The organism is Campylobacter sp. CFSAN093233, assembly GCF_011068165.1.
GTDB lineage: Bacteria > Campylobacterota > Campylobacteria > Campylobacterales > Campylobacteraceae > Campylobacter_D > Campylobacter_D jejuni.
Genome location: NZ_JAAMWY010000007.1, coordinates 87547 through 106200, shown reverse-complemented (window position 1 = coordinate 106200; position 18654 = coordinate 87547). Strand labels below are relative to the sequence as shown.

At 31.1% G+C, this 18654-nt stretch carries 22 protein-coding genes and 5 tRNA genes; 15 read left to right on the top strand and 12 right to left on the bottom strand.

Annotation, left to right across the window (positions count from 1 at the left end; translation table 11 throughout):
• Nucleotide 1: 1 nt before the first annotated feature.
• On the top strand, nucleotides 2-766 hold the full coding sequence (locus tag FBF15_RS06855; protein WP_038816673.1) for a 3'(2'),5'-bisphosphate nucleotidase CysQ: 765 nt from the start codon (nucleotides 2-4) through the stop codon (nucleotides 764-766).
• Nucleotides 767-805: 39 nt separating this feature from the next.
• Nucleotides 806-1570, top strand: coding sequence for a hypothetical protein (locus tag FBF15_RS06850; RefSeq protein WP_002860119.1), 765 nt, complete (start codon nucleotides 806-808; stop codon nucleotides 1568-1570).
• A gap of 7 nt (nucleotides 1571-1577) precedes the next feature.
• Here FBF15_RS06850 and FBF15_RS06845 read toward each other — a convergent pair whose 3' ends face one another.
• From FBF15_RS06845 to FBF15_RS06835, 3 genes are read right to left on the bottom strand one after another with little or no spacing between them, the layout of a single operon-like run.
• Nucleotides 1578-2354 (bottom strand): UDP-N-acetylmuramate dehydrogenase, encoded by a 777-nt coding sequence (locus FBF15_RS06845; protein WP_052803995.1) that lies wholly within the window; start codon nucleotides 2352-2354, stop codon nucleotides 1578-1580.
• Complete coding sequence (fliQ, locus tag FBF15_RS06840) at nucleotides 2351-2620, bottom strand: flagellar biosynthesis protein FliQ (protein ID WP_002851290.1); 270 nt, start codon at nucleotides 2618-2620, stop codon at nucleotides 2351-2353. Before fliQ ends, FBF15_RS06845 begins: the two co-directional genes overlap by 4 nt.
• Nucleotides 2621-2631: 11 nt before the next feature.
• Entirely contained in the window at nucleotides 2632-3492 is an 861-nt protein-coding gene (locus tag FBF15_RS06835; RefSeq protein WP_002858996.1) for a menaquinone biosynthesis family protein, read from the bottom strand.
• 105 nt (nucleotides 3493-3597) lie between these two features.
• On the opposite strand from FBF15_RS06835, the gene recA reads away from it, so the two are divergent.
• The 12 genes from recA (at nucleotide 3598) to FBF15_RS06775 (ending at nucleotide 9450) form a co-directional block, all read left to right on the top strand.
• A complete protein-coding gene (gene recA, locus FBF15_RS06830; RefSeq protein WP_002851424.1) occupies nucleotides 3598-4629 on the top strand; it encodes a recombinase RecA in 1032 nt (343 codons plus the stop codon).
• The gene (gene eno, locus FBF15_RS06825; RefSeq protein WP_002856489.1) at nucleotides 4629-5873 is read left to right on the top strand and encodes a phosphopyruvate hydratase; all 1245 of its coding nucleotides are present in this window, start codon (nucleotides 4629-4631) and stop codon (nucleotides 5871-5873) included. Before recA ends, eno begins: the two co-directional genes overlap by 1 nt.
• Nucleotides 5874-5938: 65 nt before the next feature.
• Nucleotides 5939-6142, top strand: a complete 204-nt coding sequence (locus tag FBF15_RS06820) for a hypothetical protein (RefSeq protein WP_002839177.1) — start codon at nucleotides 5939-5941, stop codon at nucleotides 6140-6142.
• A complete protein-coding gene (gene cgpA / locus FBF15_RS06815; protein ID WP_002851387.1) occupies nucleotides 6132-6794 on the top strand; it encodes a glycoprotein CgpA in 663 nt (220 codons plus the stop codon). The genes FBF15_RS06820 and cgpA overlap by 11 nt, the downstream gene beginning before the upstream one ends.
• A complete protein-coding gene (locus FBF15_RS06810) occupies nucleotides 6794-7642 on the top strand; it encodes a DNA ligase (RefSeq protein ID WP_052786612.1) in 849 nt (282 codons plus the stop codon). Before cgpA ends, FBF15_RS06810 begins: the two co-directional genes overlap by 1 nt.
• 42 nt (nucleotides 7643-7684) lie before the next feature.
• A tRNA-Pro gene (locus FBF15_RS06805) sits at nucleotides 7685-7762 on the top strand.
• 24 nt (nucleotides 7763-7786) lie between these two features.
• Nucleotides 7787-7863, top strand: a tRNA-His gene (locus FBF15_RS06800).
• Nucleotides 7864-7866: 3 nt separating this feature from the next.
• Nucleotides 7867-7943 (top strand) — tRNA-Arg (locus FBF15_RS06795).
• 14 nt (nucleotides 7944-7957) lie between these two features.
• Nucleotides 7958-8034, top strand: a tRNA-Arg gene (locus FBF15_RS06790).
• Nucleotides 8035-8038: 4 nt separating this feature from the next.
• Nucleotides 8039-8123: transfer RNA gene (locus FBF15_RS06785), tRNA-Leu, on the top strand.
• 174 nt (nucleotides 8124-8297) lie between these two features.
• Nucleotides 8298-8714 (top strand): hypothetical protein, encoded by a 417-nt coding sequence (locus FBF15_RS06780; RefSeq protein WP_002851144.1) that lies wholly within the window; start codon nucleotides 8298-8300, stop codon nucleotides 8712-8714.
• A gap of 298 nt (nucleotides 8715-9012) precedes the next feature.
• On the top strand, nucleotides 9013-9450 hold the full coding sequence (locus FBF15_RS06775) for a DUF411 domain-containing protein (RefSeq protein WP_038816911.1): 438 nt from the start codon (nucleotides 9013-9015) through the stop codon (nucleotides 9448-9450).
• 9 nt (nucleotides 9451-9459) lie between these two features.
• Here FBF15_RS06775 and traF read toward each other — a convergent pair whose 3' ends face one another.
• The 9 genes from traF to FBF15_RS06730 all read right to left on the bottom strand — a co-directional run bounded on the left by traF (nucleotide 9460) and on the right by FBF15_RS06730 (nucleotide 18113).
• Nucleotides 9460-9963 (bottom strand): conjugal transfer protein TraF, encoded by a 504-nt coding sequence (gene traF / locus FBF15_RS06770; protein WP_002851157.1) that lies wholly within the window; start codon nucleotides 9961-9963, stop codon nucleotides 9460-9462.
• The gene (locus FBF15_RS06765) at nucleotides 9924-10412 is read right to left on the bottom strand and encodes a TlpA disulfide reductase family protein (RefSeq protein WP_002851267.1); all 489 of its coding nucleotides are present in this window, start codon (nucleotides 10410-10412) and stop codon (nucleotides 9924-9926) included. Before FBF15_RS06765 ends, traF begins: the two co-directional genes overlap by 40 nt.
• Nucleotides 10409-11062 carry an ABC transporter ATP-binding protein gene (locus tag FBF15_RS06760; RefSeq protein WP_002860103.1) on the bottom strand — a complete coding sequence of 218 codons (654 nt, stop codon included), beginning with the start codon at nucleotides 11060-11062 and terminating at the stop codon, nucleotides 10409-10411. Before FBF15_RS06760 ends, FBF15_RS06765 begins: the two co-directional genes overlap by 4 nt.
• A complete protein-coding gene (locus FBF15_RS06755; RefSeq protein WP_002851556.1) occupies nucleotides 11059-12177 on the bottom strand; it encodes an FtsX-like permease family protein in 1119 nt (372 codons plus the stop codon). The genes FBF15_RS06760 and FBF15_RS06755 overlap by 4 nt, the downstream gene beginning before the upstream one ends.
• The gene (locus FBF15_RS06750) at nucleotides 12167-13459 is read right to left on the bottom strand and encodes an ABC transporter permease (protein WP_072233176.1); all 1293 of its coding nucleotides are present in this window, start codon (nucleotides 13457-13459) and stop codon (nucleotides 12167-12169) included. The genes FBF15_RS06755 and FBF15_RS06750 overlap by 11 nt, the downstream gene beginning before the upstream one ends.
• Nucleotides 13446-14849: a Fe-S-containing protein gene (locus FBF15_RS06745; RefSeq protein WP_002860100.1), complete on the bottom strand. Its 1404-nt coding sequence runs from the start codon at nucleotides 14847-14849 to the stop codon at nucleotides 13446-13448. The genes FBF15_RS06750 and FBF15_RS06745 overlap by 14 nt, the downstream gene beginning before the upstream one ends.
• Nucleotides 14850-14931: 82 nt before the next feature.
• Complete coding sequence (locus tag FBF15_RS06740) at nucleotides 14932-15471, bottom strand: iron transporter (protein WP_002778842.1); 540 nt, start codon at nucleotides 15469-15471, stop codon at nucleotides 14932-14934.
• On the bottom strand, nucleotides 15468-17558 hold the full coding sequence (locus FBF15_RS06735) for an FTR1 family protein (protein WP_002884237.1): 2091 nt from the start codon (nucleotides 17556-17558) through the stop codon (nucleotides 15468-15470). The genes FBF15_RS06740 and FBF15_RS06735 overlap by 4 nt, the downstream gene beginning before the upstream one ends.
• A 351-nt stretch (nucleotides 17559-17909) precedes the next feature.
• Nucleotides 17910-18113, bottom strand: a complete 204-nt coding sequence (locus FBF15_RS06730) for a hypothetical protein (protein ID WP_002871895.1) — start codon at nucleotides 18111-18113, stop codon at nucleotides 17910-17912.
• A 321-nt stretch (nucleotides 18114-18434) separates the two neighbouring features.
• Between FBF15_RS06730 and FBF15_RS06725 the strand changes: the two genes are divergently transcribed.
• Complete coding sequence (locus FBF15_RS06725) at nucleotides 18435-18617, top strand: YjfB family protein (RefSeq protein WP_002787583.1); 183 nt, start codon at nucleotides 18435-18437, stop codon at nucleotides 18615-18617.
• The last annotated feature ends 37 nt before the right edge of the window (nucleotides 18618-18654 follow it).

Genomic DNA, 18654 nt, shown 5'->3' with positions numbered 1-18654 from the left:
CATGCTTAATCTTGATAAATTTTTAGAAATTGCTATAAATGCTAGCAATCAAGCTTCTAAAGCTATTTTAGAAGAGAGAAAAAATTTCAAAACTTGGGAAAAAGAAGATAAAAGCCCGATTACATCAGCAGATCTTGCTTCTAATAAAATTCTAAATGATATTTTGGGTTCTACGGATATTAAAATTCTATCAGAAGAAAAATTACTCAGCAAAGAAGAGTGTGAAGAATTAAAAACTTTTTGGCTTATCGATCCTCTTGATGGAACAAGTGGTTTTTTAAAAGGCAGTGATGAATTTTGCGTTATGATAAGTTTGGTTCATGACAATCGCTCTGTTTTATCACTCATACAAAATCCATCAAAAGGTGATATATTCTATGCTCATGCAAAAACCAAGGTTTATAAAAACGATAAACCTTTGCAAATTGACCAGCAAGAATACGAGAAAAATAAATATAAAGCCTTATTGAGTGTTAATCATCTTAGCAAAGAAGATGAAGACTTTGCAAAAGAGCATCAATTAGAAGCTATTAATATAGGCTCTGGATTGAAATTTTGTGCTATTTTAGAGGCTAGGGCAGGAGTTTATAAAAGATTTGAAAAGCTTAATATTTGGGATATTGTAGCAGGAGATTTTTTGATTAATCAAAATGGAGGATTTATGGGAGATTTTTCTAAAAAATACATTTTATATAGCCCTTTAAATTATAAATCCAGTCCTTTTATTTGTGTTTCATCTAGGAATTTTTTACAAGATTTTTTATAAAATAAAGAGTATAATTTTATATTTAAATAGTTTATAAGGATGAAGATGAGGTATTGTTTCATTTTGTTTTTAAGTTTAGTTTTAAGTTCTAATCTTTTAGCGAATAATTTTTCTCAGAAAAAAGTTATTAAAATTGAAAAAAGCGCAGATAGTTTTGAAGTAATAGATCTAAATCAAAATGTTGCAAATCCAAATCTAAATCAACAAAAAGCATTGTTTGATAGTTCTACCTTGATTGAAAAAAAATCGCAAATCACCAAAGATAAAGATATTGATTTTGCCATTGTATTAACTTCTAGGAAAAATTTTGGTTATTTTTTAGATGGTTTTAGGGTGAGTGATAAGGAATTTTCTACATTATTTGCTAAAAATTTGATTCAAAGTTTAAGGCTTGATTGGGTTAATTCTGCTGCAAATGGTATTTATCAAAGTCCTAAAACTTTGTCATATTTTAGCCCTAAGGATGCAAAACTTATAAATGTCAGTCCTTTTTTAACACAAGAAAAAGATAAGGCTAAAATGTATGCCAAATTTACAGATTATGTTGTGGTGGTAAATTTGCAAGATTTTTATGTAAATATTACAAATTATTTTATCACAACTAGTAAAGAGGGTGTGGCTAGTGTTAATTTTAAAATTATTTCTACAAGCAATGGAAAAATTCTTGCAGCAAAAAATGCAAAATTAAATTTGATATTAAAAGATCAAGATACAAAACAAAATTATCAAGATATTGTAAATCAAATGCCAAAAATGTTAGCTAGTGTTATAGATAATGAAATAAAAAAATTAAAGATATATTGAAAAATTTTTAGATAATAATCACTTCATTTTCTAAGTTTATGCCAAATTCTTCAAAGACTTTTTTTCTAGCCAATTTGATAAGAAAAAACGCATCTTCAAAACTTGCATTTTTTTTATTGATTAAAAAATTTGCGTGTTTATCGCTTAACATAGCATCTCCCTTGTTAAATCCTTTAAGTCCTACAGCTTCGATTAAACGTCCTGCAAAGTCGTTTTTTGGATTTTTAAAGATAGAGCCAAAGCTTGCTCCATTAGGTTGGTTGCTTCTTGCATTTTTTAAAGCTTCATCTTTAAGGGTATCAAAGCCAAAATTTAGTTTAAATTCAGCCCAAAAAAAAGGCATATTTAAAGGACAAAAACGATAATCAAAATTTATATTTTCTCTTAGAATTTCGCCTTGAGAAGTAGCAATTTTGATTAAATTTTGACTGATACACTCTCCTTTAAGCCCTGCATTCATTTTCAAAAGACCACCAAGTGTGCCAGGAATTTTGCTTAAATACTCAAAACCCTTAAGATTATTTTCTTTAGCAAAGCGATATATTTTACTTGATTTTGTTTTGCAGCCTATGCGAAGATGTATAAAATCTTTATTCCGATCTAAAATTTGTATAAAATTAAAACCATCTCCTAAAATTCCTATATTTTTAGGTTTTGGACTAACTAAAAGGTTGTTTGCACCACCTATTAAAAAACCATCAAAATCACAAATTTGATCCAAAACTAAAACTTCAAATTCATTTCCTATACGCACAGAAGAGTATTTTTTAAAATCAATGATCATTTGATAAAAGTTGGAATTTGATTTAGTATATTCTCAGTAAAATCAATCATAGTTGTAGTCATCCAAGGCATTAAAAAGATTAAAATAACTACAACCAAGATGATTTTAGGAACAAAAGAAAGTGTCATTTCGTTAATCTGTGTAGTTGCTTGAAAAATACTGATCACAAGCCCTGCAATAAGTCCTGCTAAAAGCATAGGCAAAGAAAGTAAAAGTGTGATTTTAAAGGTTTGCACTCCAAGAGCAACTAAGGTACTTTCATCCATTTTTATCCTTTTTAAGAATTTCTAGCTTCTTCGTATTCGCTAGGGATAAGAAAATCATTTACATGTATGATTTTATCATAAAATTTATAATCATATCCTAGTTTAAAAAGCGTATCTACAGCTAAAAGTTGAGTTTGATTCATGCTAATAGAGTTTTTATTGGCATATAAATTAAGATAAGTATCAAGTTTTTCTTCATCAACACGGATAAGTTTTCTTTCCATAAGCATAGGGGCTAAAATTTTACGATTTGCATCGGCAATTTTTACAGCATTGGTTAAATCTCTTTCGATCTTAATCGCGTCGCTTAAAGGTAAAGAACGACGCAAAGCCATTCCACCTAAAGGCAAAGGCAAATTTTCTTTAGCAAATTCAAGCCATATATCCCAAAGTTCTGCTTCCACGTAAAGACTTTGATCAAAATCTAAAATGCTTTCATGGATCAAAACCCCCGCATCTACTTCGCCACTTAAAACCGCATTTTCAATGTCTAAAAAATTCTTATAAATAATTCTTGCTTCAGGATATTTCATGCGAAAAATCAAAGCATTGGTGGTATTTGCTCCACTCAAAGCGACTTTAAAATTTCTTTTTAAATGCGTGTCTTTTTTCTTGATGAGTTTTGGCCCATAACCTTCACCAAAACTCACTGCTGTGCGTAAAAGTGCATACTCAGAAGCGATTAAAGGATAAAGCCCAAAAGAAATAGCCGTAGCATCAAATTCATTTTTCAAGGCAAATTCATTTAAAGTTTGTATATCTAAAGCTGTATTTTCATAAGCAAAATCATTCCCTATCCACCCAAATTTAATTGCCATATACATAAAAATATCATCAGCATCAGGAGAATGTGCAATAGTAATTTTTTTCATCTATGCTTCCTTTAAATCTTTGCTTTAATTCTAGCAAAATAAATCATTATTTAATTTTATTTTGTTAGAATTCTAACTAAAAATTTAGAATTTTCAAGGAAAGTTATGGATGATAATAAAAGAAAATCTCTAGACGCTGCCCTAAAAAGTTTAGATAAAACCTTTGGAAAAGGCACTATTTTAAGACTAGGGGATAAAGAAGTCGAGCAAATCGATAGCATAGGCACAGGTTCAGTTGGGCTTGATCTTGCTTTAGGTATAGGCGGTGTTCCAAAAGGAAGAATTATAGAAATTTATGGACCTGAAAGTTCAGGTAAAACCACTCTAACTTTACATATTATCGCAGAATGCCAAAAAGCAGGTGGAGTTTGTGCTTTTATCGATGCAGAACATGCGCTTGATGTAAAATATGCTAAAAATTTGGGTGTAAATACAGATGATTTGTATGTTTCTCAGCCTGATTTTGGAGAACAAGCCTTAGAAATTGTAGAAACTATAGCAAGAAGTGGCGCAGTAGATCTTATCGTAGTAGATAGCGTTGCAGCGCTTACCCCAAAAGCAGAAATTGAAGGCGATATGGGCGATCAACATGTAGGACTTCAAGCAAGACTTATGTCTCAAGCTCTAAGAAAACTTACAGGTATAGTTCATAAAATGAATACCACAGTAATTTTTATCAACCAAATTCGTATGAAAATCGGTGCTATGGGTTATGGTACTCCTGAAACCACAACAGGTGGAAATGCATTAAAATTTTATGCTTCTGTGCGTTTAGATGTTAGAAAAGTAGCAACCTTAAAACAAAACGAAGAACCTATAGGAAACCGCGTTAAAGTAAAAGTAGTTAAAAATAAAGTTGCTCCTCCATTCAGACAAGCTGAATTTGATGTGATGTTTGGAGAGGGTTTAAGCCGTGAAGGTGAATTGATCGATTATGGTGTAAAACTTGATATCGTAGATAAAAGTGGTGCGTGGTTTTCTTATAAAGATAAAAAACTTGGACAAGGTAGAGAAAATTCAAAAGCTTTCTTAAAAGAAAACCCTGAAATTGCAGATGAAATCACAAAAGCAATTCAAAATTCTATGGGAATAGAAGGTATGATCAGCGGTAGCGAAGATGACGAAGGAGAAGAATAATGTTAGTAATTGAAGATGTTAGAGCCTATGAAGTTCTTGATAGTAGAGGAAATCCAACCGTAAAAGCCGAAGTTACGCTAAGCGATGGAAGTGTAGGTGCGGCCATAGTTCCAAGTGGTGCAAGTACAGGTTCAAAAGAAGCCTTAGAATTGCGTGATAATGATGAAAGATTTGGCGGAAAAGGCGTTTTAAAAGCTGTTGCAAATGTCAATGAGACCATTGCAGATGAAATTTTAGGACTAGATGCTTTTAATCAAACTCAACTTGATGATACTTTGCGTGAGCTCGATGGAACAAATAATTACTCAAATTTAGGTGCAAATGCGACTTTAGGCGTATCTATGGCAACAGCTCGTGCGGCTGCAGCTGCTTTGGGAATGCCTTTATATCGCTACTTAGGTGGTGCAAATGCGAGCATTTTACCCGTGCCAATGTGTAATATCATAAATGGCGGTGCTCATGCAAACAACAATGTAGATTTTCAAGAATTTATGATCATGCCTTTTGGTTTTACTAGCTTTAAAGAAGCTTTGCGTTCAGTTTGTGAAATTTATGCTATATTAAAAAAAGAACTCGCAAATTCTGGACATTCTACGGCTTTAGGTGATGAAGGCGGTTTTGCTCCAAATTTAGCTAACAACACAGAACCTATCGATCTTTTAATGACTTGTATCAAAAAAGCAGGTTATGAAAATCGTGTAAAAATCGCTCTTGATGTGGCAAGTACAGAATTTTTCAAAGATGGCAAATATCACATGGAAGGCAAGGCTTTTTCAAGCGAGGATTTGATCGAACGCTATGTAGAACTTTGTGCAAAATATCCAATTTGCAGTATCGAAGATGGCTTAGCTGAAAATGACTTTGAAGGTTGGATTAAGCTTACTGAAAAATTGGGCAATAAAATTCAGCTTGTAGGCGATGATTTGTTTGTAACTAATGAAGATATTTTAAGAGAAGGCATCATCAAAAAAATGGCAAATGCTGTGCTTATTAAACCAAACCAAATCGGAACTATTACCCAAACTATGAGAACTGTGCGTTTAGCGCAAAGAAATAACTATAAATGTGTGATGAGTCATAGAAGCGGCGAAAGTGAAGATGCTTTTATAGCGGATTTTGCTGTGGCTTTAAATACAGGACAAATCAAAACAGGAGCCCTAGCAAGAGGTGAAAGAACCGCAAAATACAATCGCTTGCTTGAAATTGAACTTGAAAGCGATGAATACTTAGGAGAAAAGCTCTGAGCGATTTACTTAAAGAATACGACGAAAGCACAAGAAAAAAAAGTTTTTATACCCATGTTATAAAAATGATTTTTTGGGCTTTTCTTGTTGTAATTGGAGCGATTTATTTTGGCAATATGTTTTTTGGGCAGTATTCTTTAGATACTTTATTAAGCTTAGAAAATACCAAAGAAGAGCTTAATAAAAAGATTATTTTGCTCAAAGAACAAAATGCTAAAGCACAAAAAGATTATTTTGAATTAAAAGGATTATACCCAAATGAAAACTAGAATTTTGGCAATATTTTTTATTTTTACCTCTCTTTTATATGCTGATGAAAATCCTTTTAAGACAGATCAAAATATAACCTTGGTTGCTCCACCTGAATTTCAAAAAGAGGAAGTTAAATTTAATTCTAGTGCAAGAATTTTAAAAAGCATCACTTTTAATTATATCAATTTAGACGGAAGTGAAGATAAGATCGATTTAGATGTCAATAAAAGTATTGATTGGCACGATACTTATACTATATCAAGATTTAAAAGTCCTGATCCTTCAAAAGTACTCGATGTTTCAGTTACTATACCTGAAAAAAATAGCTCCAAACAAGAATCAAACTCAACAGCCAATGTTGAAATACCTTTACAGGTTGCAAAGATTTATGATTTTATTTCTTATGCGGTTTATAAAAATAAAATAAAACTTAACACTAGTGATGAAATGATTACAGATTTTTCAGTAGGAAATCCAAGTAAAATCGTTATAGATTTTAGATCTAAAATGATTAGCCCTACAAAAAACATACGCCTTAGCAATTCTATTTTTAAACGCATAGACTTTGGATCTCATAAAGGATATTATCGACTTGTAATATATCTTGATGGAACTTATAATTATAATATTCAAAAAGATGCAACTGGATATATGATTAATCTGCTTTGATGAGGTTTGTTTTTTTAATATGTTGTGCTTGTTTAGTTTTTGCTAATGAAATTTTACTTCTTAGCAAATTCGATAAGCAAGATTTTAACTCTAAAGATTTTAATGCTTATTTGATGAGCGAAAAACTTGATGGAGTGCGTGGAATTTGGGATGGGAAATATCTAAAAACTCGCCAAAATTACAAAATAAAAACTCCTGACTTTTTTACAAAAAATTTCCCTCCTTTTGCTATTGATGGTGAGCTTTGGCTAGCAAGAAATAAATTTGATGAAATTTCAGCTTTAATTCGTAGTGGCGATAGTAATTTGACCTTATGGAAGGAAGTAACTTATAATATTTTTGATGTACCAAATGCTTGCGAAGAATTTCAAATTTCTACTTGCACTCTTAAAAATCGTTTGGCTGTTTTAGAAGAGTATTTGCAAAAATATCCTAGTGCCTATATAAAAATTATTTCTCAAATTCCAGTTGAAAATCAAAATAATTTAAATCAATTTTACGAAAGCATTATAAAAAATCAAGGTGAAGGTATTGTTATACGCAAAAATTTAAGTCCTTATGAAAAAGGCAGAAGTAAAAATGCCACGAAATTAAAACCCTATGATGATGCAGAATGTGAGTTGGTAGGATTTCGCAAGGGCAAGGGTAAATTTGAAAATCAAGTAGGTGCCTTACTTTGTAAAATGCCTAATGGACAAATCATTAAAATAGGCAGTGGTTTAAAAGATGAAGATAGAAAAAATCCTCCAAAAATTGGTAGTATTGTGACTTATAAATTTAATGGATTGACCAAAAATTCCTTACCTCGCTTTCCGGTGTTTTTAAGAATAAGAGATGAAAATCCTTGACTTTAAAATTATTTTGTGATAAAATATTTCCTTTTATTTATTCGGGGTGTAGCGCAGTCTGGTTAGCGCACTTGGTTTGGGACCAAGGGGCCGAAGGTTCGAATCCTTTCACCCCGACCATTTTTTATAAATTTATACAAAATGGTGAGTGTAGCTCAGTCGGTTAGAGCATCAGATTGTGGTCCTGAGGGTCGTGGGTTCAATTCCCATCACTCACCCCACTAGCGCTCGTAGCTCAACTGGATAGAGCGACAGACTTCGGATCTGTAGGTTATGGGTTCGATTCCTATCGGGCGCACCACCAAGATTTTATATGCGTTCATAGCTCAGCTGGATAGAGCAACGGCCTTCTAAGCCGTAGGTCAGAGGTTCGAATCCTCTTGGGCGTACCACTTTGCGGATGTGGTGAAATTGGCAGACACGCCAGACTTAGGATCTGGTGCAGCAATGCGTGAAGGTTCAAGTCCTTTCATCCGCACCACTTACTTTTATCATTTTCAAATAAGAGTTGATTTCTCATAAATTTTTATTTCATTTTAAAATTTCTTATGATTGTTAGATAAAATGCAAATTTAATTTAGATAAATTTAAAAATTATCTTGCAAAAGATTTGAAAAATAATTCAAATATACAAAATTCAATTCAAGGAGATAAAATGAAAAAATTAGGTTTAGTTTTAGCAGTTTTAGTTGCTTTAAATGTGTCAGCATTTGCAGATTTGATAGTTATCAATAAAAAAGATTTAGTTCCAGTTTCAGCAAGCGAAATGCAAAACAAATATTTCCAAGAGAGTATAAAATCAACTTTAACTGAGCCACTTTTTAAAAAGGCAACTTTTTATGAAGCAGATATTGTTGCAAAAGTTGATCCAAGAACTTATAATTCAACTCAAGCTATAATACAAAAAGAATATTCAGATAAAAGCAATTATGTTTATTATAAACAAGTTCTTATATTAACTAGTGATGGTAAAAGAGCTAGATTATCTACTCTTTCTTGCGAAATTGCAAGTTTTGATAAGAAGGGGTATTTATGTGGAGGCACAGCTGATCATAATTATTCTATTAAGTAAATATTGCAAATAAAAATCCGCCTTGAGTTTTCACTCTTGGCGGAAATCCACCATTAGAACATACTATGAAAAAACATAGTAAGTATAAAATATATCTAAATTTTAAGCTTTTTAAGTTAAAAATTTCTAGTTTTTTAAATCGTTTTATCTTTTATATCTTTGCTGCAAAGACAAAATCAACACTCATTAAAAGTCTTTTCTTGATTAAATTTTTGTAAATTCATTTTTAGTGTTAAAAATGTGATGATATTAACTTTATAAAAGTATTATTATATATTTTTTACTTAGGATAGCAATTATGAAAAAAACAATTTTAACCATTCTTTTTTTACTCACTCTTACGCAGGCTAAGGAAATACAAATTTATGAAAGTCCTACTTGTGGCTGTTGTGATCTTTGGGCTGATTATATGAAAGCTAAGGGTTATGAGGTTAGTGTTCATAAAACCAATGATTTTCTTAAAATCAAAGAAAAAATGGGTATAAAAGATGAGTATCAAAGTTGCCATACAGGTGTGATTGAAGGCTATGCTATTGAAGGGCATGTTCCTGAAAGTGCTATAGCATGGTTGCTTGAAAACAAACCTAAAGATGTTATAGGAATTTCAGCTCTTGGCATGCCGCAAGGAAGTCCAGGAATGGAACAAGGTTATAGTGAAAAATATCCTGTAATTTTGATGAAAAAAGATGGAAGCTATGAGCTTTATGGATATTTTATAGGGGATAAAAAGCTTTAAAGTAAATTTTTAGCTTTTTACTTTTTTGATTTCTTTTTCAAGTATGCTATAAGGAGTTAAGCCTATGAATTTTTCATCCATTTTTCCTTCTTTGAAAAAACTAAGCACAGGTACTCCATATATTTCCCCAATGGCACTTGAAAGGTATTTAGCTGCTCTTTTTTCATAAAACATTGCTAAATTAGATAAACCTTTTTCATCAGCCCAAGCTTTTGCATCGTTTGCATCGTTTGCATCGCCTAAAACCACAAAGATATTAAAATCATAATTTTTAGCCAAATTCTGTAAAATAGGAATTTGTTCTTTGCAAACTCCGCAATCTTTTGTGAAAAATACTAAGGCAAAATTTTGTGCTTTATCATTTAGTTTTAGGCTTTTTTCAAAACCATTGTAGGCAAAATTATAGGTTTTATCGCTATTTAAAGCTTTAAAATTTTCTCCACTATCACAAGCTACAAAAAATAAAGCTATGATTAAAGCAAAGAAATAAGCTTGGATTCGAAAAATTCCCATGGTTTTTCTCCTAAAATTCTATCTTTTATCATCCCATCTTTAATGATGATGGTAGTAGGGGTTGCAAACACAGCGTAACGATCATTGGTGATTTTAAGATCGTCTTTTAAAACTTTTACATTTTTAAAGTCAAATTGTTCGGCTAAAACCTTAACCACATTGGCATTATCGATGGAATTTATAGCATAAACACTGATTTTATTGGGGTGATTTTGTATGAATTCATCTAAAGAAGGGAGTTCTTTTAAGCAAGAAGGGCAGCCATTTTGAAAAAAGACTAAGACTTTTAAACTTGTATTATCATCAGCAAGTTTTACAGCTTTTCCTAAAGTATCTTTAGCTGAAATTTCAGCGCTTTTTTCTCCAACTTTTCCAGTATCTTTTGAATTTTCAAAAGAACAAGCATTGAGTAAAAACAAAATACTTAAGATTAAAAGGCTTTTTTTCATTTTAACACCCCATGTTGTAAGATAAGGGTTCGATCTGCGAATTTGGCTAAATCAGGATTGTGTGTGATTAAAACTATGGTTTTACCTTCATTTTTTAATTTTTGCAAGGTTTGAAGAACGATTTGTTCATTGGCTTCATCTAAATTTCCTGTGGGTTCATCTGCGAGTAAAAGCTCTGGGTTGTTGATTAAAGCTCTTGCTATACAAACTCTTTGTTGTTCTCCGCCACTTAATTGGCTAGGTAAATGAGTGAGTCTATGCGAAAGTCCTACTTTTTCAAGAACCATTTTGGCATCTTCTTCATCTACACTTGAGTGATAATACTGAGAGAGCATAACATTTTCTAAGGCGTTAAGATAGGGGATAAGATGAAATTGTTGAAAGACAAGCCCTATTTTTTCACGACGCAAGGTGATTTTTTGCTCTTCATCCATTTGCTCTAGGTTTTCATTATCCAAGATATACTCTCCAGAGCTTGGAGTATCCATGAGCGATAGTATGTTTAAAAGTGTTGATTTTCCACTTCCTGATGGACCCATGATGGCAAGCCATTCTCCTTCATAGACGCTTAAGTTGATATTGTTTAAGGCTTTAACTTTGCCAAATTCTTTATTTAAATTGTTTATTTTAATAAGTTCTTTTTTCATCATTCACCTTTCAAATTTTCACACACATTGATTTTTAATGCTCTTTTTATAGGAAAAAATGCAGCCAAAAAGGCAAAAATCAAAGAAATGATTAAGGCTATAAAAACAGCTATAAATCTAAAATCAATACTAGAATTAAAAATTAAATAACCAAAGACATTGGCTAAAAATATCCCACAAAAAGCTCCGATTAAACTAGCAAAAAAACTTACTATAAAGCATTCACTAGCAAAAAGTTTAAAAATTTCACTTTTTTTCGCACCCAAGGCTAAACGCAGTGCGATTTCTTTTTTGCGAGAAAATATAATAGAACTTAAAGTTGTATTAACACTAGTAGTAACTATGATCAATACCACAAGTATGATTAAAAACATTAAAGCTTTGATTTTTCCAAGCACTAAACCTTCACTTAAGGATACTGAAGATATAGGTTTTGCATCGATGAATTCATTGCTGATTGCTTGTGTTTTGGCTTTAACTTCATCAAAATTTCCATAAACTACAGCATTAGCATAGTTAATACCGGCTCTATCGCTTAAATTTTGCACCACGCTTAAAGGGGCTAAAACAATGCTATCAAATTCATCATTGCTTGAAAGTATGCCTTTTATGGTAAGTTTTATGCTTTTTCCGTTGTTTGGATTATAAATTTGAAGTTCATTGCCTGCTTTTAGGCCTAGTTGCTTGGCTAAATTAACTCCTAAAAAGGCTGAATTTTCATCAAAATCATTTAGAGAAAAGCTTCCTTCTTTAACTTCTAAAAAAGGTTTAGTGATTTTTAAAGCCCTAAAATCAGTGCCTAAAACCACCCCGCTTGTACTGCCTAAATTTAAAAAATCATACAAAAAAGGAGTTAAAGCTCTAGCCTTTAAATTTTCTTTTATTTTTTCATACTCAGTATTGGAGATAAAATTTTCATCCTGCTTGGGACTTATCATTACATTTGCTCCATAAGCTTTTAATTCTTTAGAAAGTTTGATGTCGATATCAAAATAAATATTTAAAAAAGCTGAGCAAGTAAGTGCTCCTATAAAAACACTTAAAACTATAATAAAAAGTCTTTGATAAGAAAAGCTAATGCTTTTAAAAAGCTCATTGAGGAAAAACTTATCTACCATAAAGCACTCCTGCAGCTGAAAGTTGTGTGATATTTTTGATAGGAAGCAAGCAACCAAGTAAGGCAATAAGTCCTGCAAAAATAAAGCTTAAAGGTAAAGCTACAAAGGCTATATCAATAAAATATCCAAAAATACTAAGACTGATGATTTGAGAAAGTGCTGTGCCAAAAATAAATCCAAATAAAGCAGCAAATAAAGCTACGATTAAATTTTCACTAGCAAAGATGAGATAAATTTGAAAAGTATTAGCACCAAGTACTTTTAAAAGTCCTATTTCTTTTTTTCTACGATGAATTTCAGAACTCATTAGACTTGAAATCGCAATACTTGCAACAATAAGACAAATAATGCAAGTAATGCCCATTAAGGATTGGATCTTTTTAACCACCAAGCTTTGAGCATCGCTTATAGCATTTAGAGCTTTTGCATCAGCACCTGGCAAGCCATCGCTAATTTGACTAGCGATTGAGTCTACATAAGCTGAGCAATACCATTTGTCATATTCTAACTGATCTAATTTTTCTTCGCCCATGCGACGTACTTTTTCAGAAAGGGCTGATTCAGGTATGGTAAAAGCTCTTACTTCTGCACTTGAGTAAAGCCCTTGTTTGTTGAGTAAATCTTGAGCTAAATTTAAAGGAGCGATGATTTTATTTGACATTTTAGGATTGGCATGAAGTAAAATGCCTACGATTTTTGCTTCTTTGCTTTGATTGTTTTCTCCTATGAGTTTGATAGTATCTCCTAATTTTAGTTTATTGTTTTTAGCAAAGTCTTCGCCTAGCATGATTTCATTACTATCATCTTTTGCCCATTCTCCTTGCACTGCTAAATAAGGATAAAGACTTTTTATACCTGTGATAAAATCATCATCATCTTTAATTTTTATGGCTTTTTGAAAATAAGTACCATAAATAAGTGCTTTTTGTTGGGAGTTTTCAATTGTGATTTTACCTTCCAAAAAAGGAGCAAGTGCGGTGATGTTGTTACGCCAATAAATGTCTTTAATCATATATAAATTTTTTTCTTCTAGATAGTTTTTGTTTTTTAAGGGTTCATAAAGTTCATTACCTATTTCTATACTAAGGCTTGAGCCTTTGGGTAAAACAAGGATATTAGAGCCATAGCTTTTGAGTTGTTTAGTTACTTCATCACCTATACTTAGGGTAATATTTAGCATAGTAGAGAGCAAAAGCGTGGCTAAAAAACAAGTAAGAAAGGCTAAAAATTTTTGAATTTTGTTTTTAAATATAGAGTTAAAAATCATTTTAGCCAACATCATTTCTCCTTTGGATTAAAAATTGGGCTTCGTTTTCTTCTACATATTTTGTAGGATCTTTTTTAAATTCTTCATAGTTGTTTTGATTTGAAAAATAATAAGTAATCCCTTTATAGCTATAAGAAAAAGGAGCTTGGGTGTTTATAACCTTTGTTTTTGATACAGGATCTTGCACTTCAATTTCTTTGATTTGACTAAAATAATTAGATCCTGCTATTACATCTTTAACATCTATGGTGATTTTTTTACCATCGTATTCGTATTTGAGTGGGATAGGATTGCAACCCCCGCTTTTACCTACACTTGGCAAGAAAATACGCACATTGCAAGAAATGCAAATGAGTTGTCCATCTTTTTTGATATAGCCCATATCTCCACAAATCATACAAGCATCAAAAACAGCTACAGGAGAATCCTTATCTTCTCTTTTGTTGATAAGAAAAAACCTTATCACTTTGCCTTCAGCACTGATATAAGCAAAGCGGTGGAGTTTGTTATCCCTTAAAAGAGCTATATCAAAGATAAATTTGCCATTCTTATCGGGTAAAATTTCTTTAGGCTCATCTATGGTTAAAGGCTTAGAGCTTACCATAAAAAAGTATAAAACAATGCAAAAACTTATAACACAGGAGATAAAAACACTGGAAAAATAGCGATTAATAAGACTTGTTTTAGCTTCGTTTTTGCGATAATTTATATCTAAAATTTGTTTTTTGCTTATATTTTTTTTGCGAATTTTTAAGCTTAAGAATGCTAAAAAAGTGATGAAAATTAAATAAACATAAATTCCAAAAACACCAAAATAATTACTTTTTCCTACAAAACTCACCAAAAAAGCATGAGTTTCTATGATGGAATTTCGCATTAAAGTAAGCAAGATATTGGCTAGAGCTTTATCGCTTTCTATAAGGATAAGCAGTAAAAACAGCATAAAGCTTGTTTTTTGATTAAAATTTTTTTGCCATTTTAAAAAGAAGAAAATCAAAATACAAACAAGCAAGGCTAAAGCAATAAAACCTAAAGAACTTATACCTTCGCTATCGATTAAAGAGCTAGTAAAAATAGGGAAATCTTGACTTAAAAAATAATAATGCAAAGCGGTGCAAAAACTTAAAATTCCCAATAAAATAAAATTTAAAATTTCAATTTTTTTCCAAAAATAAAATATAAAGCTTACTAGCAATAAACCTATAAAAACAAAATCAAAATTAAAGATTAAATTTTCGGTTTTTAAAAATTGTGCTGCGATAAAAAAAGCAAAATATCCAAATAAAAAGCCCAAAAAAACTACTAAAAAACTTTTAAAAATATATTTTTTATTAGGAGTGATAAAGGCCATTAAAATACTTAGCGGTAAAACACTGATAAGAAAATGCACAAAATATATACTCATAATTTACTCTTTAAACATTTTTATTTTAATTTTTCAAATAAAAATAAAAATATTCAAACACTCGGAAAATCCGAGCGTAAAATTATTTTGGCGTGCCTGTGTATTTGAATTTATAATCTACTTTAAAAGGTTCAAACCACTTACCCACACCTGTTTCTTCATCAACATGGCGTCCAAAACCTTGTTTTTCTGGATTTGAGATATAAAAAGTAAGTTCATAATTTCCTACGCCAAAGCCACCTTTTTTATCTTTTTCCATAGCAATATTTGCACCATAGTGAGGACCATCATCAGCCACCATAGGCATCAAAGTTCCACGTTTAATTGCACCTGTGTCGGTATTTTTAAGTTCATAAGCTATAGTTAAATAAGGCATCCAAAAACCTTCTGGAAAACCATTTGGATTGTTTTTAAGTGCGTGAATGTCAGCTTCTAGGTGAATATCTGCTAAAGATGCAGCTAAATCAATACCTCTTGGCTCCATTTCAATAGGTTGTAAATAAACAGCGGCTATTTCCATGCCATTAAGTTCTTTTGGATCGCCGATCGGCACTTCGCCCGCAAATAAATTTGTACTAATAACCGCAGCTGCAGCAACTACTGATAAAACTTTTTTTATCATGATTTTACTCCTTTTTTTGAAATTTGTTTTGTTATTAAAATGCCAATAATTAGCATAATTAAAACTATAAATTGAGGGATTAAAGTTTCATAGTAAGGATAAATTCCAAGCCATAAAATCGGTTCAAAATTCATAGGTATAAGACCAGGAATGATGACTTTTCCTTCTATGAGTTCGGCTATGCCTTTGCCTGTAAAAACAAAAACCATGTAAAAAATAATGTAAGAAGTGATATAGAAAAATTGTTTTACAGGTATGCGAATGGCTCCTGCTTTTAAAAGAAAATATAAAACAATAAGTATTAAAATTCCAAGTCCAAGTCCGCCAAAAACAGCACCAAAATCAGTGCTTGTTTTAGCATCAAAAAGCAAGGCTTGATAAAAAAGCACAGTTTCTGCACCTTCTCTATAAACAGCTAAAAATACGGTAATCCAAAGGGTTTTTGCGCTATTATTTGATATAGCATCTATAGCACCTTGTTTGATAAAGCTTGTCCATTTTTTATTTTGTGCGTTTGAAAGTAGCCAAAAGCCCACATAAAAGAGTAGTAATACGGCTATAAGCATGGTAATACCTTCTATAAGCTCTCTACTTTGACCTGCATTTTCTTTAAATAGCCAAGAAACTCCAAAAGCGGTAATAAAACTTAAAATCACTCCTGTAAAAAGAGCACTATAGGCGATATTTAGACGATTTTTGTTGCCACTTTGCACAAGATAAGAAACAATGGCTACAATGATAATCAAAGCTTCCAAGCCTTCACGCAAAATAATACCTAAAGCCCATATAAACAGCGAATAAGGAGTAGAATCTTGAATTTTATCCACGCTGCTGGCTATGAGTTGTTCTAAGTCATTAAAAGTAGCTTCAAGCTCTTTTTTATCTGCACTTGCTTTAATCAGTGCCATGCCTTTGGAAAATAAACTTTCTATTTTAAGTTTTAAGCCACTATCTACAGCACCGATTTTATTTTCCATACCGCTTGCTTCAAAAATATCTAGATAAATTCCTTGTAAATCATCTACCATAGAAGTGCTAAAGCCATCATAATTTTTTAAAATTTCATCTAAAGCAAGTTTGATATCATTAGAAACTTTGGCATAATCTTTGCCTTTTGTTTCATCATTAAAGCCTGAAATTTGCAAACTTGAAAGTTCTGAATTTGGAATTTGTAAGAAAACATCAAAAATTTGTTCTTCTATGTTATCTAAGCCATCTCTTAAGCCTTTTTCATCTATTTTTGCATCGTTGATTTGGCGTATAAGGGTGCGTATGGCTTGTTGAATTTTTTGATCGTTTCCTGCTTTGGTAAATTTATTTACTAAAATTTCTACTTTGGTATTGCGATAATCACTAAATAAGGCATCATTTAAAAAATCTTTACTAGTTTGGTAGTTTTTTTCTTTAAAAGCATTAGCTGCCTGTGAAAATTTGGTAGAGATATTATCTAGTATAAATTGCAATCTTACGTCCATTGCAGCGGCAGCTTGTAAATCAGTGCTTGCATTATCATCTATAAGTTTGCTTGTATCATTATTTACAGGTATAGGAGCTTGGGTGGTTAAAGAGCTTTGTGCTAAATCTTTTTTATCTACACCCATCATTTGTGCGATTAAAGCTTCTGCATCAGCTTCGCGTTTGGCATTGGCTTCTAGGCTTGATTTTTCAGCTTTAGCCTTATCATAGTTTATATCGCTTGCTTCTGCTTTTAAACGATATCCATTTTGTAAAATCGGAGCTACTTCATCAAGATCATAATAAAGACTATCAATTAAAGCATTAATTTGTGTTAAAGGAGCTTCATCTTTATACATGCGACGCAAATTTACAAATTTACGTTCCATAGTGATAGCTTTTCTTCCTATGTTTCTTCCTATTGGGCCTTCCATATTTTCAAAATGTTGAAAATACGCATCTTCGCTAAGCTTTTTGGCGCCTAGATTATCGCCCTTTTTATAAGTTTCTATGCTTTGTTTTAGCATATCTTTGATAAGATTTGCTTCATTAATATAATCATCTACCCTAGCAAAAGCTGAGCTTGATAAAAAAATACCTATAATTAAAAATATAATTTTAAAAATTTTCATTATCATTATCCTTGATTTTTGATAAAAATAATATTTATTATCAAAATAAATAATGGCTAGTATAATACTAAAAATCTTAAATAGAACTAAAAAATAAGCTTTTATGTTGATAATATTTTTTTATTAAATTATAAAATGTATTTTAATAAATATTTAAATATATTTTATTTTTGTGATTTAATATGGGTTGTTTTTAAGTATCGCAAGGTCTTCTTCTAAGCTATGGACTTTGGGATATTGTTTTTGTGTTTTTTAATTTTTCCTTTTTTCGATGTTTTAAAAGCTTAATAAAATCAAAAAATCATTTATTGCGTATTCTTTAAGGAGATATAGTTTATAGTATATTTTAGACTAAGCAGATATATCCAAAAGTTTATCTTTTTTATTGGTATTTGTGTTTGTAGAATTGCTATTGTCTTTATTTGCTTCTTCTTTCTCAGCCTTAGCTTCTACTTTTTCTTTTTTTTCTTGAAATTTTAAAGTTGAAGTTATGCTAATTCTTTTGCTTTCAAAATTTGTATCTACTATTCCCCTGCAAGGCGTGTTAAGTAACATTAGCAAGCTCCTGATTTCTCATTTAAAATTATAATTTTAGATTATATTAAAAATTGTATAAAATAAGATAAAACTTAAATTTATTGAAGTAAAATTTTATCTATTTCATTTGCTTCTAAAAGTATCAACCATTTATATTTTGCTTATTGTTTCATAGTGTAAAAATTTTTAAAATAGGATTTTATCTTAAAAATTTATGATTTTTAATTTCAGATATTGGCTTCCTTGAAAAATTTTAAAAAGTTTAGTAAAAAATATTAAGTTTTAAAAATATCATCCGATTTAAATAAAGTCTTAAGACTCAATCTAAAAGGAGGATGTATGGTTTCAGATGTTTCTATGGGTAATGTTAATTTAATGACTGCTGTTAATACTTCAGTTTTGAAAAAATCTATGGACACAAACGAGGCATTGATGAATGAACTCATCGAAGGTATGGAAGGTGTCTCTCAAGCCTCCGCTCCACAAGCTTCTAGCTCTAGTGGTTTAGATATTTACGCTTAAATATCTTAAGAACAAGCTTAAGAACTTTTTGGTATCT

Coding starts and splice junctions, on each gene's coding strand:
- FBF15_RS06855 (WP_038816673.1), top strand. CDS start 2: ATGCTTAATCTTGATAAATTTTTAGAAATTGCTATAAATGCTAGCAAT.
- FBF15_RS06850 (WP_002860119.1), top strand. CDS start 806: ATGAAGATGAGGTATTGTTTCATTTTGTTTTTAAGTTTAGTTTTAAGT.
- FBF15_RS06845 (WP_052803995.1), bottom strand. CDS start 2,354: ATGATCATTGATTTTAAAAAATACTCTTCTGTGCGTATAGGAAATGAA.
- fliQ (WP_002851290.1), bottom strand. CDS start 2,620: ATGGATGAAAGTACCTTAGTTGCTCTTGGAGTGCAAACCTTTAAAATC.
- FBF15_RS06835 (WP_002858996.1), bottom strand. CDS start 3,492: ATGAAAAAAATTACTATTGCACATTCTCCTGATGCTGATGATATTTTT.
- recA (WP_002851424.1), top strand. CDS start 3,598: ATGGATGATAATAAAAGAAAATCTCTAGACGCTGCCCTAAAAAGTTTA.
- eno (WP_002856489.1), top strand. CDS start 4,629: ATGTTAGTAATTGAAGATGTTAGAGCCTATGAAGTTCTTGATAGTAGA.
- FBF15_RS06820 (WP_002839177.1), top strand. CDS start 5,939: ATGATTTTTTGGGCTTTTCTTGTTGTAATTGGAGCGATTTATTTTGGC.
- cgpA (WP_002851387.1), top strand. CDS start 6,132: ATGAAAACTAGAATTTTGGCAATATTTTTTATTTTTACCTCTCTTTTA.
- FBF15_RS06810 (WP_052786612.1), top strand. CDS start 6,794: ATGAGGTTTGTTTTTTTAATATGTTGTGCTTGTTTAGTTTTTGCTAAT.
- FBF15_RS06780 (WP_002851144.1), top strand. CDS start 8,298: ATGAAAAAATTAGGTTTAGTTTTAGCAGTTTTAGTTGCTTTAAATGTG.
- FBF15_RS06775 (WP_038816911.1), top strand. CDS start 9,013: ATGAAAAAAACAATTTTAACCATTCTTTTTTTACTCACTCTTACGCAG.
- traF (WP_002851157.1), bottom strand. CDS start 9,963: ATGGGAATTTTTCGAATCCAAGCTTATTTCTTTGCTTTAATCATAGCT.
- FBF15_RS06765 (WP_002851267.1), bottom strand. CDS start 10,412: ATGAAAAAAAGCCTTTTAATCTTAAGTATTTTGTTTTTACTCAATGCT.
- FBF15_RS06760 (WP_002860103.1), bottom strand. CDS start 11,062: ATGATGAAAAAAGAACTTATTAAAATAAACAATTTAAATAAAGAATTT.
- FBF15_RS06755 (WP_002851556.1), bottom strand. CDS start 12,177: ATGGTAGATAAGTTTTTCCTCAATGAGCTTTTTAAAAGCATTAGCTTT.
- FBF15_RS06750 (WP_072233176.1), bottom strand. CDS start 13,459: ATGATGTTGGCTAAAATGATTTTTAACTCTATATTTAAAAACAAAATT.
- FBF15_RS06745 (WP_002860100.1), bottom strand. CDS start 14,849: ATGAGTATATATTTTGTGCATTTTCTTATCAGTGTTTTACCGCTAAGT.
- FBF15_RS06740 (WP_002778842.1), bottom strand. CDS start 15,471: ATGATAAAAAAAGTTTTATCAGTAGTTGCTGCAGCTGCGGTTATTAGT.
- FBF15_RS06735 (WP_002884237.1), bottom strand. CDS start 17,558: ATGAAAATTTTTAAAATTATATTTTTAATTATAGGTATTTTTTTATCA.
- FBF15_RS06730 (WP_002871895.1), bottom strand. CDS start 18,113: ATGTTACTTAACACGCCTTGCAGGGGAATAGTAGATACAAATTTTGAA.
- FBF15_RS06725 (WP_002787583.1), top strand. CDS start 18,435: ATGGTTTCAGATGTTTCTATGGGTAATGTTAATTTAATGACTGCTGTT.